Source organism: Modicisalibacter muralis (assembly GCF_900102945.1).
Taxonomy (GTDB): domain Bacteria; phylum Pseudomonadota; class Gammaproteobacteria; order Pseudomonadales; family Halomonadaceae; genus Modicisalibacter; species Modicisalibacter muralis.
Genome location: NZ_FNGI01000006.1, coordinates 12,262 through 29,147 on the forward strand (window position 1 = coordinate 12,262; position 16,886 = coordinate 29,147).

Consider the following 16,886-nt stretch of genomic DNA (forward strand, 5'->3'; position numbering starts at 1 on the left):
GTTCAGCCCTCCGTTCGGGTCACTTGGGCGTTCTTCATTATATAGACACTGCCTGTGTGGGGGCATTCCACCCGGCCTTCACCTTCCAGCGGCAACTCTAGCGGCTCGCCGAATTCGCTCATCCAGCCGATCTGCTTGGCGGGCACACCCACCATCAGTGCATAGGCGGGTACGTCACGGTTGACTACCGCGCCAGCGCCGACAAAGGCATACTCGCCGATGGTCACGCCACACACGATGGTGCAATTGGCCCCCAACGTGGCGCCTTTTTTCACCAGCGTATCGCGATATTCATTCTTGCGTTCTACTAGTGAGCGTGGGTTGTAGACGTTGGTGAACACCATGCTAGGGCCGCAGAATACACCGTCTTCAAGCGTGACATTGTCGTAAACGGAGACGTTGTTCTGCACCTTGCAGTGATCGCCAATCGTTACTTGATTACCCACAAAGACGTTCTGGCCAAGCGAAACTCCCTTGCCTATGCGGGCACCGCCACAAACATGCACGAAGTGCCAAACACGGGAGCCTTCGCCAATCTGCGCGCCTTCATCGACAATCGCGCTTTCATGGACCTGATAGTTCATGGTTTAGATCAACCAATTCAGAAAAGGATGGGCCTCGGCGGTATCCGGCGCTTGGGGCTTCGCGGAGCGGATAGTATCGACCGTTTCGATGCAATGACGGGCATCCTCGATACCGTAGCCCCGACCGGCTAGAATTTCTTGATAGCTGATGGTGTGCAGGTCGGTGAAACCACCTGAAAATTCAATCTCCTGACCATCTACAGTAATAGAACGGTAGGTGGTCTGCTTGCCCCTAACACTTTGCGGCAAATCAGTTGAATCGATGGATAGGAACCAGGGAACCCGGGCCTTCTCATACTCAAGATAGCCAGCCGCTTTATCGTTGGTGGCATAGTGCAATACGTTCTTCTGTAAGTCGCCAAAGATAAAGTGCAGCATATCGAAGAAGTGAACGCCAATATTCGTAGCCACGCCGTAGGATTTGCGCGGATCTCCTTTCCAGCTCTCCATATACCACTTACCGCGCGAGGTAACGTAGGTTAGCTCCACTTCGTGCTTATCGTCGCGTGCTTCGACGGCTACTTTCTGCTTCAAGTCAAGGATCGCCTGATGATGACGTAACTGCAGAATGTTGAAGACGCGCTTCCCGGTTTCTCGCTCGATCAACGCCAGTTCATCCAACAACGCGAGCGTCGGTACTAGAGGCTTTTCGCAGATCACGTCACAGCCCAGGCGCAGGCCGGCAGCGATATGGGCGTGGTGTAGGTAGTTGGGAGAACACACCGCCACATAATCCAGGGCCGTTTCCTGGCTACGCTTGAGTTGCCAGGCATACTCATGAAAGCGCTCGAACTCGGTAAAAAACTCACTCTGTGGCGAGATGGAGTCGATGATGCCAACCGAATCGTTGACATCGTAACCCACCGCCAAGTGATTGCCAGTCTCCGTGATGGCTTTCATGTGGCGGGGTGCGATATAACCGGCGGCGCCGATCAGGGCAAAGTTCTTCATGTCGAGCTCGTACCTCAGGCCTTGATGATATTGTCGGCGGGCTCACGCCAGATGCCACGGCTATCAACGACCAGGCGGGCGTGCTGCTTGATCAGTTCATAGTCGAAACGATCATGGTCAGTGGCCAATACTACGGCATCGAAACCGGCGAGGCTCTCCGCATTGAGCTCAACGCTGGACAGGTCGAAATGATGCTCGCGCATTTTTGGGAACACCGGTACGTGGGGGTCGCTGTAGCGTACCTCCGCACCCTTGGCTTCGATCAACTCCATGATTTCCACCGATGGAGATTCACGCATGTCATCGACGTTTTTCTTGTAGGCGATGCCCAGCACCAATACTCTGCTGCCTTTCAGGGCTTTACCATGCTGGTTGAGGCCGTCCATCAACTTACCAACCACGTATTCCGGCATGCCACGATTCACTTCACCGGAAAGCTCGATAAAGCGTGTATGCAGACCATATTCACGCGCTTTCCAGGTCAAATAGAAAGGATCAATGGGAATACAGTGCCCACCCAGCCCTGGGCCAGGATAGTAGGGTGTAAAACCAAATGGCTTGGTAGCAGCGGCATCCACCACTTCGAAGATATCGATACCCATTCGGTCGGCGACGATTTTCATTTCATTGACCAAGCCAATATTCACCGCGCGGTGGATATTCTCCAGCAGCTTGGTCATCTCGGCAGCCTTGGTCGAGCTGACCGGTACCACTTGATCGATCGCGGGCTCGTAGAGCGCGATACCCACCTCGCGGCACGCCGGGGTGTGGCCGCCCACAACCTTAGGAATGGTGCGCGTCTCGAAGTCCAGATTGCCCGGGTCTTCCCGCTCGGGCGAATAGACTAGGAAAAGATTCTCGCCGACTACTAAGCCACTTTCCTGCACACGCGGTAGCAGCTCCTCCTCGGTGGTACCCGGGTAGGTTGTGCTTTCCAGTGACACCACCTGCCCTTCGCGTAGAAAGGGTTTCAAGGCATCGGTAGTGTTGAGCACGAAGCTCATGTCCGGCTCGCGGTATTTGTTCAATGGCGTAGGCACGCAGAGAATGACCGCGTCAGCTTCAGCTACACGGCTAAAATCGGACGTCGCCTCGAAGCCTGACTTTGTTGCCTTAGCAACCTTGTCTGATGGAATATGCTCGATATAGCTCTTACCCGCGTTGAGCCTATCGACCTTCTCATGATCGATATCGATACCCAGCACGCGAAAACCGATATCGTTGTAGCGCAGCATCAGCGGAAGGCCCACGTAGCCTAGGCCGACAATACCAATCACAGCATCCTTAGTTTGTAGCTTCTTGATCAGGGTAGATTTAATATCCGACATCAGGTATCCATTTCTAGCGATTAATAGTAATAGTCATCGTTTCAACCGACGCCTACATGGCCAGCCCCCTCTTAACGCTGCTTCAACTAGCCACAAACGATAAATAACGATTTTTCCACCTTTCAGCCGGCGACAACCACAAATAATAGATAGGGAATTAAATCCAACTTATTTTTATCAGATTCACTTTGTTGTGATTGCCTTATTGGTTGCCGAGCCGATATAAAACCACCTGCTTAAGCTGTCCGACTTCAGCTCTGAATGTCCAGAAGCTAGCTAACAATACCACCAACCAAAAAGAGTATGTCAACCAGCTTAGTTGCTCACCGTACAGCGTACTTAATATGCTACCAAAAACCAGCACTGTGGTATAACAATAGTGTACAAGCCTTGGTATGGGGCGCCAGAGAAACATGGAAAATTCGGTGCGAAGTATGAAAAACACCAAGAATGCAATGATGGTGCTTACAGCTGCCCCAGCGGCACCAAAAGACGGAATTAAGTACCAGTTACCCACAGCATTAGTGGCAAATGCGAGCACAGCCGCCAACATCGCAAATCCGGTTCTTCGTGTGACACCAATACCCACCACCGTGGTCTCGGATAGCGTATAGAGCAGCGGATAACCCAAGCATGAAATCACCAACCACTGCACATCGTCGTAACGGTCAGGCAGTATGAAAGTAACAAGCCAGGAGAATAGACCAGTCAAACAAAATATTATGACCACGCAGAATAGGACATATCGGCTGACTTGGTCGACCCTTTCCAAGCATTCTCCCTTGCTCACCCACCTATACACTGTGGGCGCCCATATAGTTGAGAACACAGACTGCAAAATGATTCCGGCTGCCGCGAAACTTACTGCGACAGTGTAAAGACCAAGTTCTTGATAACTGGAAAGCACTCTAAGCAGCACTTTATCTGTAGCCGTGAGCCCCCAAAAGGCAACGCCGTTCAGAACAAGCGGCAAGCCAAATCGAAGCATGGGCTTAAGTCGCTCGGCATCTACCGACTGCTGAAAACTGGCAAGCCATTCCTGACGCGTATTCCAAGCAAAGACCATACAGGTAAGTGTAAAAGTAGCCACGTATGCCAGCACTAGACTAGTCAGGTTTTGACTAACACCTATAAGAATATAAATGCCGATAATGGCCAGCAACAACAGTTTCGGAAGAACTTGACTCATGGAGAATGCTAGCCCCTGCTCATACATTCTAAGAATCAATGAAAGGAAACGCGAAACTAGCTGTACTATCATGCCCACTGCTACCATAATGCTCAATAATTGATCAGGCACATCGAAAAGCAGCCTTGCAACCAAACCATCAAAGAGCAACAATCCACCGAGCACTATCAACAGAAGGGCCATACTCGGCATCAGCACTTCCTTAAAAAGCGCCGGTCTGTTCTCGACCTCATGAAATTCACGTACATAGGCTTGATCCAGCCCGAGGCCAAACAATAACGTGCTAAAATTTAGCGCTACTTGAAGCATGCCAATTCTTCCAACATCCTCTTGGCTGAAGAACCAGGTAATTATTGGCAGGGTCACAAACCCAAGAAGCGCAGCGCCTAGTGGACCAATAGCAAAATAAGCAATTTTTCTAGGTGTCACAATGTACTCGTGCGGCCATATATCCTCTCTGCTGACCAACATGATATCTAACTAATTCTAACGTTTTATTATCAATAGCCTGTTCCGACCAACGCATCTCCAATACAGCGATATTCTTTCGAACCTCAGAATCAGTCAAAGGCTTTTTTAATAATCCTGGATTTCTTGAAAGATCGTTAATTGTATTTAAAATAGCCCCGTCCCGAACAAGGCAAGTATAAACCGGATTTTCAGACCGAAGGAATATTCTAGCACCAAGATATAGCATAATAACAATATTACCCAAGGCCTGCTGTCGCTTATGATTCATAATAGCGTAGCCGCAAGACTTAAGCATACTAATATATTCATCAATAGGAATAAAATCTGTCAATATCCGCGCTCGACAGCCAAGTTTTTGCGTAGCATATGAAGAAACATAATCTCTATAATTTAAATCACCATAACTTAATGGAAGCACAACATCGCTCGACACATCTAACATACTTAAAAAATCGATAGCTTCAATATGGTTATTAGTGTAATCTGCACTGTTACCCAAAAGAATTTTCTGACCATCAACACGTTGGCCAATAAAACTCCCAACCAAATCCCCTTCCAAAGTACCATAATTCCATGGCAAGTACGGCGGGACTCTCTTAAGGATTCCTGCCCCACAAATCAGATCGTAATCCTCCTTAATTACGGTGGAAATACTGTCGATCAATGGTAGTGATTTATTTTTAAAAAAAGAAAGAATGACTTTTGACAAAAAATTTTTAACAGCCTGTATCGGATTATTTATAGCATTTTTACGCGAAGCTTGAAAAAGCGAATATGTCTTATCCAGCAAAAACTCTCGCCGCCCAGTTTTAATATAGCTGTAATAGTCAAACCCCCAACCAATCCAGGCGATTTTAGCGTACCGTGATAGCTTGATGAGTACTGGGAACCAAGCTGGATCAAGGGAATGCAAGATAACAAGATCGTATTCCTTAACATGCCTTCTAAAGAAAAAACAAAAAATATCAAAAAGGTTGAAAACTCTCCCCCCTTCAGTTTTGACAACCCCCTCACTACTCCCAACATCTCCCCTGATCCATATCGTGTTTTGGCCAGGAAATTTTCGCTCAAAAGAACAATATGCCATAGGGAAAAATTTATTACTCGTCGTAAGATGCAATATCCTCATCAATCAACATCCAAACTCGTTGAGTTATTTTCAAATTCTTTGCATGGACATAAACACCACTTCTGCTTGGCTAACCGGCAATTTTTTTCATCTTATGATGCTATGTTTTTACTTTCATTTTATTACCCATTTATGACTTTTGCTACCTTATTTAAGTCAGCGTCAGTAAGGTCAGGGTAGGCGGGGAGGCATAAAACCTGTTTCGCCACATGCGTTGCAACCGGCAAATTACTCTGCTTTGCTGATTTCAATGAACTATACATAGGGAAGTCGCTGATCAGAGGGTAAAAATAACGCCGCGCAAAAATATTGTGGTCTTTCATTTTCTGATAAAGTTCATCGCGACTGAGCGGGTATTCTGGCCCGATGAGTATTGGGAAATACGAGTTATTGCTAACTATTTGCTCTTTCGCTGGCACGATGATAATGCCCGGCACATCGCTGAGTTGTTCACGATAAGACTGGGCGACCCATCTGCGACCTTCCAGTACAGCTTCCATGTGCTGCAGTTGCAGCAGGCCAAAAGCGGCATTGATTTCGCTCATCTTGCCGTTCAGACCCGTTTCCGTGACAGTGACTTCATCAACAATGCCGAAGTTTTTTAGGTTGTTGATGTGCTGCTTAGTTTTAGTATCCGGGCATATAATTGCCCCACCCTCAAAGGTATTAAAAACCTTGGTGGCATGGAAACTGAGTACACTCAGGTCCCCATGGCAAAGGATGCTGCCACCGGCATCTTCTACGCCAAAGGCGTGTGCCGCATCGTAAACAACGCGAAGGTTGTGTTTATCGGCTATCTGTTTGATTGCAGTAACATCACAAGGGTTGCCGTAACAGTGCACCGGCATGATAGCGCTGGTATTGGGAGTAATAGCGGCTTCGATTTTTTTAGGGTCTATGTTCAGAGTAACCGGATCGATATCGACAAACACCGGTGTTAACCCGTTCCACAGGATTGAATGTGCTGTGGCGGCAAAGGAATACGGTGTAGTTATCACTTCGCCAGTGACATTCATGGCTTGCAGCGCCGTTAACAAGGCGTTAGTGCCATTATTGAACAGCGCCAATTCTGGAACACCCAGGTAATCAGACAGTGCCTGCTCTAATTGCTGGTGCATGGGGCCGCCGTTGGTTAGCTGTTTATTGGCCCATATCTGTTCAAGGTAGGGCGTAAACTCTTCAAGCGGCGGCAAGTAGGGCTGGGTGACGAAGATTGGCTCATCCGCCATTAAATCTCCTCCACCAGTGACAACAAGTATTGACCGTATCCATTTTTTTTAAGTTGCTCTGCTTGATCCGCTAATTGCTCCTTGCTCAGCCAATTAGCATTGAAGGCAATTTCTTCTAAGCACGCAATCTTATAGCCCTGGCGTTTCTCAATGGTTTCCACAAACTGCGCCGCTTCCAGCAGACTTTCGTGGGTGCCGGTGTCCAGCCAGGCGAAGCCACGACCTAGCAGTTCCACGTTTAGCTCGCCCTGTTCCAGATAGGCTTTATTGATGTCGGTGATTTCCAGTTCGCCACGGTGGCTGGGCTTTACGGATTTGGCGATGTCAATCACTCGGTTATCGTAAAAATACAAGCCGGTGACGGCAAAGTGAGACTGGGGATTGGCGGGTTTTTCTTCAATGGAGATTGCTTTTTGGTTAGCGTCAAAGGCCACCACACCAAAACGCTCTGGGTCCTTTACCTGATAGCCAAATACAGTGGCGCTCTGCCCTTGTTCTGTACGCTTTACGGCGTCGCGCAGTTTGGGGGTAAAGCCTTGGCCGTAGAAGATATTATCGCCCAGCACCAGGCACACGCTGCTGTCGCCGATGAAGTCTTCACCGATAATAAACGCTTGGGCGAGGCCGTCAGGGCTGGGTTGTATGGCGTAGGCCAGGTTGATGCCAAACTGTTCGCCATTGCCCAACGTGCGTTTGAAACCGGCCTCATCTTCCGGGGTAGTGATGATCAGAATATCCTGGATACCCGCCAACATAAGTACAGACAGCGGGTAATAGATCATCGGCTTGTCGTACACCGGCAGCAGTTGTTTGGAAGTACCGAGGGTGATGGGGTATAAGCGGGTGCCGGAGCCGCCTGCCAAGATAATACCTTTCATGCGAAGACTCCCAAACGTTCACCTTGGTAGCTGCCATCCTGTACGTGTCGCCACCAGCTTTCGTTAGTCAGGTACCACTGAACGGTTTTACGCAGGCCGGTCTCGAAGGTTTCCTGTGGTACCCAGCCCAGTTCGCGCTCGATCTTGCCCGCATCGATGGCGTAACGCAGATCATGGCCAGGCCGGTCGGTTACGAACGTGATGAGACCACGATAGTGGTCATCGGCCTTTGGCATTAGCTCTTGCAGTAGATCGCAAATGGTTTCTACCACTTCGAGGTTAGTTTTCTCGTTGTGGCCACCGACATTGTAGGTTTCTCCTACCCGGCCTTCGCTGGCCACCTTGATCAGCGCTCGGGCATGGTCGTCCACATAGAGCCAATCACGGACCTGTTGACCGTCACCGTAAACCGGTAGCGGTTTGCCTGCCAAGCCGTTAAGGATCATCAGCGGAATTAGCTTTTCGGGGAAATGATAGGGACCGTAGTTGTTGGAGCAGTTAGTAACCAGCGTGGGCAAGCCGAAGGAGCGCTGCCATGCACGTACCAAGTGATCCGAACTGGCTTTGCTGGCGGAGTACGGTGAGCTGGGCGCGTAGGGTGTGGTTTCGGTGAACAACCCCTCCGGCCCCTCCAAATCGCCATACACTTCATCGGTGGAGATATGGTGAAAGCGGAAACCGGCCGCTTTCTCGGGTGCCGTTTCTTGTAGCGACTTCCAATACGCCCGCGCGATTTCAAGCAATACCGAAGTACCCACTACGTTGGTTTGGATGAACTCGGCTGGGCCATCGATGGAGCGGTCTACGTGGCTTTCGGCTGCCAAGTGCATGACCACATCAGGCTGGTGCGCCTCAAATACCGCCTGCATGGCCAAGGCATCGCAGATATCCGCTTGCACGAACGCATAGCGAGAATTCTCTGCCACGATAGCCAACGACTCCAGATTGCCAGCGTAGGTGAGGTTATCGACATTAACGACGCGGTGATCGGTATTCGCGATCAGTTCACGCACCACGGCAGAGCCGATAAAACCGGCGCCGCCGGTGACAATGAAAGTCTTGCTCATCGATGATCCTTTGCTTTAGCGCTATACCGTGAGGATATATTTCTCTTACCTCAAATGAACTTAATCAACTGCCTGACAAGTTCCTGCTCGCTGTGTTCAGCAGTGTTAACAGTGACTTCAGCAGCCTTGGGCACTTCGTAGGGGCTATTGATGCCAGTGAAGTCCTTGATCTTGCCCTGCCTGGCTTTCTCATATAGGCCTTTGGGATCGCGCTGCTCGCAGATATCCAACGGGGTATCGACATGTACTTCGATGAATTCGCCTTCGTGAAATAGCTCGCGAGCGTTGTCGCGGTCGGCGCGGAACGGTGAGATAAAGGCGGTAATCACGATAATTCCGGCGTCGGCAAATAGCTTGGCGATTTCGCCCACACGGCGGATGTTCTCGTTGCGGTCGGCCTCGTTCATGGCCAGGTCCTTGCACAGGCCGTGGCGAAGGTTGTCGCCATCGAGCAGCATGGTGTGATAACCGCGTCGGTTAAGCTCGACTTCCAAGGCATTGGCAAGCGACGATTTCCCCGCACCGGAAAGCCCGGTAAACCACACGCACTTGCCGCTGTGGCCCTTGATTTGGGCGCGCATCGCCGGCGTTACGCTGGTGCGGTTCCATACCACTTCGGCTTTACTGTCGTGGTCGCGGTACTCGAAAGGCAGCCCAGCATCCACGGTTTTATGGACCATCCCCGCGCCAACCGTGACGTTACTCAGCCGGTCGATGACGATAAAGCTGCCGGTACCGGGGCTGGTGCGGTAGTCGTCAACGGGGACTTGTACAGTGAGTTCGACCCGGCAACGGCCGATGGCGTTAAGGTCGAGATGATCGGCGTTCTTGTGTTCCAGCGTATTGACATCAATCTGGTAATCGATGCGACTGATCTGCCCCGCAAGGTCGCGGGTGGCCAGCTTGATGTCGTAGAGCTTGCCGGTTTCCAAGGCGGTATCGTGCATCCACACGATATCCGCCTCAAAGGTGTTCGATAACGGAACTTCGTCATCGCCACCCACCAGCCAGTCACCGCGTGAGATATCGATCTCCTCATCCAGCGTGACGGTGATCGCCTGGCCGGGGTAGGCCTGCTCGAGATCGCCGTCGAAGGTGACGATGCGCTCGACCGTGGCGCTCTTGTTCGAAGGCAAGGCTTTGATGCGTTGGCCGGGGCGCAGGATGCCGGCGGCCAGGGTGCCGCAGTAGCCGCGAAAGTCGAGATTGGGGCGGTTGACGTATTGCACCGGCAAACGCAGGTCGCTGAGGTTCTGGTCGAAGGCGACCTCGACGCTTTCGAGCAGTTCGAGCAGCGCGGGACCCTGTGTTCCATCAACCTGGTACCAGGGCGTCTTGTCGCTCTTGTTGACGACGTTGTCGCCATCCAGCGCGGACAGCGGCACGAAGCGGATATCGCGTACCTGGAGCTTGTCGGCAAACTCACGGTAGTCGGCGACGATCTCGTCGAAACGCGCCTGCGAGAAGTCGACCAGGTCCATCTTGTTGACGGCGATCACCAGGTGCTGGATGCCCAGCAGGTCGGCGATAAAGCTGTGTCGGCGAGTCTGGGTCTGCACGCCGTAACGCGCGTCGATCAGGATCACCGCGAGGCTCGCCGTGGAGGCGCCGGTGGCCATGTTGCGGGTGTACTGCTCGTGGCCGGGGGTGTCGGCAATGATGAACTTGCGCTTGTCGGTGGAGAAAAAGCGATAGGCGACGTCGATGGTGATGCCCTGCTCGCGTTCGGATTGCAGGCCGTCGACGAGCAGCGCGAGGTCGACCTTGTCGCCGGTAGTGCCGCTCTTCTTCGAGTCCCGGGTGATCGCGGCGAGCTGGTCCTCGTAGATCATCTTGGAGTCGTGCAGCAAGCGCCCGATCAGCGTCGACTTGCCGTCGTCGACGCTGCCGCAGGTGATGAAGCGCAGCAGGTCTTTTTGCTCATGCGCTTGCAGATAGCTTTCGATGTCGTCGGCGATCAGATCGGATTGGTGTGACATGGGGAATCCTTAGACGGAAGAAGGAAGAAAGAAGGGGGAAGAAAGGTCAAAATCCTACCCCAAGCCCTGCTCTGTCATGTCTGGTACTGATTGGCGACGTATGAGACCCATAAGCATGGCGGCTATCTCCTTGGTTTCACAAACCCACAAACCGCCTTGCCCGCGGTCGATGTAGTCGATTTCCATACCAATGTAGAGTTGTGTTCTCAGTTCGGCGCAGGATCCTTTGGCGATATACAGGAATCTGACGCGATCCTTGGCCGTCGGCCTGACCATCCCTTCGGCAATGTTGCTTGGGATCGATAGACCGGAACGCGTGATTTGATCCTTGAAGCCGAAATCACGGGAACTGGCGAAGTGCTGGTATAACTGCGCGGATAATCGCGCCGAGCGTTTCCATACGTCGAGCTTCTCGAAGTCCACCGCTTTTCCTCTTCCGACTTCTCTCTTCGGGCCTTCTGAGCCTTCGGCTCAGAAGTACCCTTCCCTCTTTTTCCGTTCCATCGAACCGGCCTGGTCATGATCGATGGCGCGCCCCGAGCGCTCCGAGGTGCGGGTGAGCAGCATCTCCTGGATGATCTCGGGCAGGGTGGCGGCCTTGGACTCCACCGCGCCGGTCAGCGGGTAGCAGCCCAGGGTGCGGAAGCGTACCCACTTCTCCTCGGGCACCTCACCCGGCTCGAGCGGCAGGCGCTCGTCGTCGACCATGATCAGCATGCCGTCGCGCTCGACCACCGGGCGCGGCGCGGCGTAGTACAACGGCACGATGGGGATCGATTCGAGGTAGATGTATTGCCAGATGTCGAGCTCGGTCCAGTTGGACAGCGGGAACACGCGAATCGATTCGCCCTTGTCGACCTTGGCATTGTAGACGTTCCACAGCTCGGGGCGCTGGTTCTTGGGGTCCCAGCGGTGGTAGCGGTCGCGGAAGGAGTAGACGCGCTCCTTGGCGCGCGAGGCTTCCTCGTCGCGTCGCGCCCCGCCGAAGGCGGCGTCGAAGCCGTGCTGGTCGAGCGCCTGCTTGAGCGACTGGGTCTTCATGATGTCGGTGTATTTGCTGCTGCCGTGATCGAACGGGTTGATGCCCGCCGCGCGGCCTTCCTCGTTGATGTGCTCGATCAGCTGCATGCCGGTCTGCGCGGCCATCTTGTCGCGAAAGGCGATCATCTCGCGGAACTTCCAGGTGGTGTTGACGTGCATCAGCGGGAACGGCGGCGTGCCGGGGTAGAACGCCTTGCGTGCCAGGTGCAGCATCACCGAGGAGTCCTTGCCGATGGAGTACATCATCACCGGGTTGCGGAACTCGGCAGCAACTTCGCGGATGATGTGGATCGATTCCGCTTCGAGCTGTTTGAGGTGAGTCTGGCGTTCGGGGGTGAGTTCAGGCATGACGTTTCCAGAGATTCGAGGGGAACAAGAACCAAGCTAGAAGCTAGAAGCTAGAAGCTAGAAGCTAGAAGCTAGAAGCTAGAAGCTAGAAAAATAGACTACAGAATCGTAAGAAGAGTATTGACCAAAATTAATGGCATTATCGGATTGGAACGTCATTCCAAGTCTCGTCATCGTCATTGGTCCATATATTTTTCATGCTCGTCTCTTGAGCCTGAGACAGGTTACCGGATTCACTTTTTTCAATTTTCTGCTCTAGAAAAAGGACAAAATCAAGAATCTCTTGCTGAAGTGATTCAGGAAATTGACTGACCTTTTTGGCAATTTTCTCAGCCGTGCTCATGGTCTATTTGCCTCGTGCGGCTAAAAATTTATTACTGCACAGAAATTGAGTGAATAATGTTGGTAAGTTTTTTATCGAAGCTAAGAAGCTCTAACCTAGCACATAACGCTGTTGCAGCTATAATTGCGTCTGGTAATTTTATTTTTTACGACTGACGAAGTGAAATAATCTTTTCTTCAATGCTCTGCGTAATCGGCAGGTAAATAAAATTTTCCAACTTACGCCTAATTAGCAGATCTTCTTCATCTTGTATGCCGGGAAAACCGAGCAGCTCCATTCGCGTTATGGTGCTGTAAGCGCATTGCGAAGAGCGCATGCCTCTTAAGGAAAGATCGCTCAGTACGTCAGGAGTGGACTTCATGATCCCAAGAATATAATTGGTATCCAGAAGGTACTTAGCTCCACTCATCGCGTAGGCGCTCCTGGATTTTCATATTATTTCCCTTGAAGGTTTTTGAGCTCTCCAGCCCACCTTTCAGATCAAGCACTGACTGGTCATCTGCTTTTCTGGGAGCAACTTGGTACTTAACCTCCAGGAATCCAATAAAATCCAGAACCTCGCTTTGGAGTGACTCGGGGAGTTGACTAATTTTGCTAGCAATTTGCTCTGTGTTCATATTCTTCCCCCCGTAGGGTCTGCCGTGTTCCAACGGTTTGCCTCATGGCACTACCATTCTTAGATTAGACTATGGCGAGCTCGCTGGTGCCGTATGGGTTTTCTTACAGCTTCAGGCGCGTAGCGCCGTACTTAAGGCTTCGATCCAGCGAGTGTCACGCTGACCACAGACAATAAAGAACGGGTTGAGTACGCTTTCCTGTTGGTTGCAACGTAGCGGTTCTAGCGTATGGGCGTTGAGCACGTCGCCGCCGGCAGCGGTAACCACGGCTTGGGCGGCGGCGGTGTCCCATTCGCTGGTCGGTGCCAGGCGGGGGTAGAGATCCGCGCTCCCTTCGGCGACCAGGCATAACTTGAGCGAGCTACCCATGGTGACGCATTCGTGCCGGGGCAGGCCCTTGCAGAACGCATCAAAAGCGACGGCGCCGTGCGAGCGACTGCCGACCACTTTCCAGGGGGCGTGTTCGGGGTTGGGCAGAGTCCGCGCGGTAATGGCTTGCGCCGGCTCGCTGCCCTGCTGTTTCCATGCGCCTTTTTCTTGCTGGCAGGCGCCTAGGCCTTGCTGGCCCCACCAGGTTTTATCCAATACCGGAGCGTGAACGATGCCGAACACCGGTACGCCATTTTCGATCAGCGCGACGTTCAGGGTGAACTCGCCATTGCGCTTGATGAACTCCTTGGTGCCGTCCAGCGGGTCGATCAGCCAATAACGGCCCCAGGTCTTACGGGTATCGAAGGAAATCTCGCCGGACTCTTCTGACAAAATCGGAACCTGCGGCGTGAGTTCTTCCAGCACGGCGACCAGCGCATGATGCGAGGCCATGTCCGCCTCGGTCAGCGGGCTGTCGTCGCTTTTGGTTTCGACATCGAAATCGCGCCGGTAGATGGCCAATACCGCCTCACCAGCCTTGTGTATGCCGTCGATGAGGCGTTTGCGTGTGTCATTGGTTATGAAATCGGTCAAGGAGACTCCTAAAAGAGCAGCTACGGGCACATGGTGCAACGCCATGGTTTTCACAGCCTATCCAAGCAGATCCCTCTTCTCGGCATCAGTGAGCATGGCATGGGCAAACGCCATAAGCGTTTCCTGATAGCCATAAGCCGTATTGAGCGCATCGGCCAGGACCTGTGGCGACTCGATATATTCATGGATCATCTGATTGCGTATCTGGCGGATCTCGAGCCACCTGTCGGCAGAATCGAGTACGCCAAGTTTTTCGGCGCGGTCCAGGTTGTCGGCCACGGCCCCTGTCCTCTCGCCCAACGCACGCAGCCAAAGAGGAAGCAGCTTGTCGCCGGTCGTGTCCTGAAGCCGGCAAAAGCGGCTGGTGTAGGCTTCCACTTTCTCTGCCAGCGCTTCATCATCACCCAGCTTGGCGGCACGCTCTTCGGTGAGCGGTGAGGCAAATACGCTATCCGAGGAGTAGCGAAGATGGTGGATTTCACGCTCGACCACTCGCTTCAAAAAGCGCAGGCGCTCCGAAAGATTGTCGTTCATATAAGAGCTCCTTGTTCTCGCGCCAGCCTGTGTATCGCCTGCTCGCTAAGATTCGGCGCACTCAAGAGCACATCTACCTTGCGCCCGTGCATAGCGCGCATGATGCGCACGCTGAGCCGGGCAGCAAGTTGTGCGGGATGCTCCACTGGCTCATTAAGCTCAACGAACAAGTCGATATCGCCGCCACGGGCGGTGTCGTCCAGCCGCGAGCCGAATAGTCTTACAGTGGCGCCAGGGCCAAGCTCGTTGGAGACGATATGCTGGATGATCTGTCGTTGGGTATCTGTCAGGCGCATGGTGTTTGGTTCGCGGCAAGGCGCTCGGCCCAGGCTTCGGGCTGTCGTGTGTCTTTTCTCTTCAAGATGCGAAGCATCGTACTTCCAGCTTCCAGCTTCCAGCTTCCAGCTTCCAGCCGCGTAGCGGCGCTCTTCCAGCTTCAGAACCCCCATACCAGCGGAATCAGCGTAATGCTGGTAATGGCGACGACGACACTCAATGGCGCACCGAGGCGAAAATAGTCGCTCATGCGGTAACCACCCGGCCCGAGTACCATCAGGTTGGTCTGGTAGCCGATTGGGGTCATGAAGCTGGCCGAAGCGGCGAACATGATCGCTATCGCGAAGGGCATGAAGTTCACCCCCAACTGTTCGGCCACCGCCATGGCGATCGGAAACATCAGCACTGCGGATGCGTTGTTGGTGATCAGCTCGGTGAAAACAACGGTCATCAGATAGACCAGTGCCAATGCCAGCCAGGGGGCCATGCTATTGGTAAACATTAACCAGGAAGCGATCTGACTTGCCGCGCCGGTCTTGTCCATGGCGGCCCCCAACGAGAAGGAAGCAGCAATAACCACGAGCACGCTCAAGTCGACATAGCGGCGAGCCTTGCTGGCAGTCAAGCAGCGCGTGAACAGCATGGCGCCCGAGGCAAGCAAGGCGGCTTCGAGGATCGACAGTAACCCCAATGCGCTTACCGCCACCATGCTGGCGAGAATACCCAGGGCCAGCGGGGCCTTGCGGAAATCGGGCGGCGTGGAATCGTTAAGGGCACTGACCAGCAAAAAATCCTTGCGGTAGCGGTACTGCTCGACAAATTCCTGGGCGGTTTCCAGTAACAGGGTATCGCCCATTTGCAATCGGATGTCGCCGACCTTGCCAGGTAGCCGCCGGCCCGCTCTCGAAATCGATAGAATCACCGCCTGAAAGCGTGAGCGGAAGCGCGATTCTCGTACGGTCTGGTGCAGCCCGGCGAAGTCCGGCCCGACGACGGCTTCGACCAGGCAGCGGCGGTGGTGCGCGATATCGAGTTTCTGGACATCGCCGTTGGCGGGTTTCAGGCCATGAATACGACGAAGCTCTCGAGCACACTCCGGCGCGCCGATGAAGATGAGAATATCGTCTGCCTTGAGTTCGGTATCCGGCGGCACGACGGTCATCAGCCGCCCGTCGCGCTCTATCTCGGCCAGGTATCCATGCGCCAGGCTGCGCAGGCCCGCTTCGGCGATGGTTTTACCGGGCAGCGGCCCCTTGGGTTCGACATTGACCTCAACACAGTACTCACGGGCTTGCTCCAACTGTTCGAGTACCCCTTGGCGGTCGGGTAACAGGCGATCGGCCAACAGCCATAAAAAACCGCCCCCGATGAACAATACCGGGACACCGACCCAGGCCAGTTCGAACATGCCGAGCGATACGTCCTTGCGGCTTTGCAACAGGCCATCGACCACCAGGTTGGTACTGGTGCCGATTAGCGTGCAGGTGCCGCCGAGAATGGCCGCATAACTCAGCGGCAAAAGCAGCTTGGAAGGCGGCAGTTTCAACCGCTGCGCCCATTCCTGAATGGCTGGAATGAACATCGCCACCACGGTCGTATTGTTCATGAAGGCACTCAGACCGGAAACCGGAGCCAATACGCGAAGTTGCGCGTGCCTTACATTCTCGGGCTGCCCCAATAGCCGATGCGCGATCCAGCGAATGGCCCCGGTTTCCTTCAGCCCCGCCGCCACCACGTAAAGCGTGGCGATGGTCATCACGCCCGTATTGGCGAAACCAGCCAGCGCTTCCTGGGGCGTAAGAATGCCGGAGATCACCAGAAACGTCAGCGCCGTCATCAGGATGACATCGGCAGCGATGCGAGTCATCGCTAGCGTGGCAAGTACCGCGACGATGACCGCAAGGGTGAGTAAGGCGGGAAGCTCCATTCAGGTCAGCGGGGTGCCAGGCTGGAGCGGTA

The 16,886-nt window shown here is 53.3% G+C and carries 18 protein-coding genes; all 18 read right to left on the bottom strand.

Annotation, left to right across the window (positions count from 1 at the left end; all coding sequences use genetic code 11):
- Positions 1-2: 2 nt before the first annotated feature.
- The 18 genes from BLR92_RS11185 to BLR92_RS11270 all read right to left on the bottom strand — a co-directional run bounded on the left by BLR92_RS11185 (position 3) and on the right by BLR92_RS11270 (position 16,854).
- A complete protein-coding gene (locus tag BLR92_RS11185; RefSeq protein WP_089728552.1) occupies positions 3-584 on the bottom strand; it encodes an acyltransferase in 582 nt (193 codons plus the stop codon).
- Between the two features lie 3 nt (positions 585-587).
- Positions 588-1,535: a Gfo/Idh/MocA family oxidoreductase gene (locus tag BLR92_RS11190; RefSeq protein ID WP_089728554.1), complete on the bottom strand. Its 948-nt coding sequence runs from the start codon at positions 1,533-1,535 to the stop codon at positions 588-590.
- A gap of 14 nt (positions 1,536-1,549) precedes the next feature.
- Positions 1,550-2,863, bottom strand: a complete 1,314-nt coding sequence (wbpA, locus tag BLR92_RS11195; RefSeq protein ID WP_089728556.1) for a UDP-N-acetyl-D-glucosamine 6-dehydrogenase — start codon at positions 2,861-2,863, stop codon at positions 1,550-1,552.
- A gap of 202 nt (positions 2,864-3,065) precedes the next feature.
- The gene (locus BLR92_RS11200) at positions 3,066-4,481 is read right to left on the bottom strand and encodes a lipopolysaccharide biosynthesis protein (RefSeq protein ID WP_089728558.1); all 1,416 of its coding nucleotides are present in this window, start codon (positions 4,479-4,481) and stop codon (positions 3,066-3,068) included.
- Complete coding sequence (locus BLR92_RS11205) at positions 4,471-5,652, bottom strand: TDP-N-acetylfucosamine:lipid II N-acetylfucosaminyltransferase family protein (protein ID WP_089728560.1); 1,182 nt, start codon at positions 5,650-5,652, stop codon at positions 4,471-4,473. The genes BLR92_RS11200 and BLR92_RS11205 overlap by 11 nt, the downstream gene beginning before the upstream one ends.
- A gap of 122 nt (positions 5,653-5,774) precedes the next feature.
- On the bottom strand, positions 5,775-6,881 hold the full coding sequence (locus BLR92_RS11210; protein WP_089728562.1) for a DegT/DnrJ/EryC1/StrS family aminotransferase: 1,107 nt from the start codon (positions 6,879-6,881) through the stop codon (positions 5,775-5,777).
- Positions 6,881-7,759, bottom strand: coding sequence for a glucose-1-phosphate thymidylyltransferase RfbA (gene rfbA, locus BLR92_RS11215; RefSeq protein WP_089728564.1), 879 nt, complete (start codon positions 7,757-7,759; stop codon positions 6,881-6,883). Before rfbA ends, BLR92_RS11210 begins: the two co-directional genes overlap by 1 nt.
- Complete coding sequence (gene rfbB, locus BLR92_RS11220) at positions 7,756-8,826, bottom strand: dTDP-glucose 4,6-dehydratase (RefSeq protein WP_089728566.1); 1,071 nt, start codon at positions 8,824-8,826, stop codon at positions 7,756-7,758. Before rfbB ends, rfbA begins: the two co-directional genes overlap by 4 nt.
- A gap of 50 nt (positions 8,827-8,876) precedes the next feature.
- On the bottom strand, positions 8,877-10,805 hold the full coding sequence (gene cysN / locus BLR92_RS11225) for a sulfate adenylyltransferase subunit CysN (protein WP_089728568.1): 1,929 nt from the start codon (positions 10,803-10,805) through the stop codon (positions 8,877-8,879).
- A 54-nt stretch (positions 10,806-10,859) separates the two neighbouring features.
- The gene (locus BLR92_RS11230) at positions 10,860-11,228 is read right to left on the bottom strand and encodes a four helix bundle protein (RefSeq protein WP_089728570.1); all 369 of its coding nucleotides are present in this window, start codon (positions 11,226-11,228) and stop codon (positions 10,860-10,862) included.
- 48 nt (positions 11,229-11,276) lie between these two features.
- On the bottom strand, positions 11,277-12,194 hold the full coding sequence (cysD, locus tag BLR92_RS11235) for a sulfate adenylyltransferase subunit CysD (RefSeq protein WP_089728573.1): 918 nt from the start codon (positions 12,192-12,194) through the stop codon (positions 11,277-11,279).
- Positions 12,195-12,333: 139 nt separating this feature from the next.
- Positions 12,334-12,537, bottom strand: coding sequence for a DUF2281 domain-containing protein (locus BLR92_RS11240; RefSeq protein WP_089728575.1), 204 nt, complete (start codon positions 12,535-12,537; stop codon positions 12,334-12,336).
- A gap of 145 nt (positions 12,538-12,682) precedes the next feature.
- Positions 12,683-12,946: a PIN domain-containing protein gene (locus BLR92_RS11245; protein ID WP_217636576.1), complete on the bottom strand. Its 264-nt coding sequence runs from the start codon at positions 12,944-12,946 to the stop codon at positions 12,683-12,685.
- Positions 12,933-13,154: a DUF2281 domain-containing protein gene (locus tag BLR92_RS11250; protein ID WP_089728577.1), complete on the bottom strand. Its 222-nt coding sequence runs from the start codon at positions 13,152-13,154 to the stop codon at positions 12,933-12,935. The genes BLR92_RS11245 and BLR92_RS11250 overlap by 14 nt, the downstream gene beginning before the upstream one ends.
- A 111-nt stretch (positions 13,155-13,265) precedes the next feature.
- Complete coding sequence (gene cysQ, locus BLR92_RS11255) at positions 13,266-14,117, bottom strand: 3'(2'),5'-bisphosphate nucleotidase CysQ (protein WP_245704185.1); 852 nt, start codon at positions 14,115-14,117, stop codon at positions 13,266-13,268.
- Between the two features lie 57 nt (positions 14,118-14,174).
- Positions 14,175-14,651 (bottom strand): hypothetical protein, encoded by a 477-nt coding sequence (locus BLR92_RS11260; RefSeq protein ID WP_089728581.1) that lies wholly within the window; start codon positions 14,649-14,651, stop codon positions 14,175-14,177.
- Positions 14,648-15,100, bottom strand: a complete 453-nt coding sequence (locus BLR92_RS11265) for a nucleotidyltransferase domain-containing protein (protein ID WP_217636577.1) — start codon at positions 15,098-15,100, stop codon at positions 14,648-14,650. The genes BLR92_RS11260 and BLR92_RS11265 overlap by 4 nt, the downstream gene beginning before the upstream one ends.
- The gene (locus BLR92_RS11270; protein WP_089728585.1) at positions 15,088-16,854 is read right to left on the bottom strand and encodes an SLC13 family permease; all 1,767 of its coding nucleotides are present in this window, start codon (positions 16,852-16,854) and stop codon (positions 15,088-15,090) included. The genes BLR92_RS11265 and BLR92_RS11270 overlap by 13 nt, the downstream gene beginning before the upstream one ends.
- Positions 16,855-16,886: the final 32 nt, after the last annotated feature.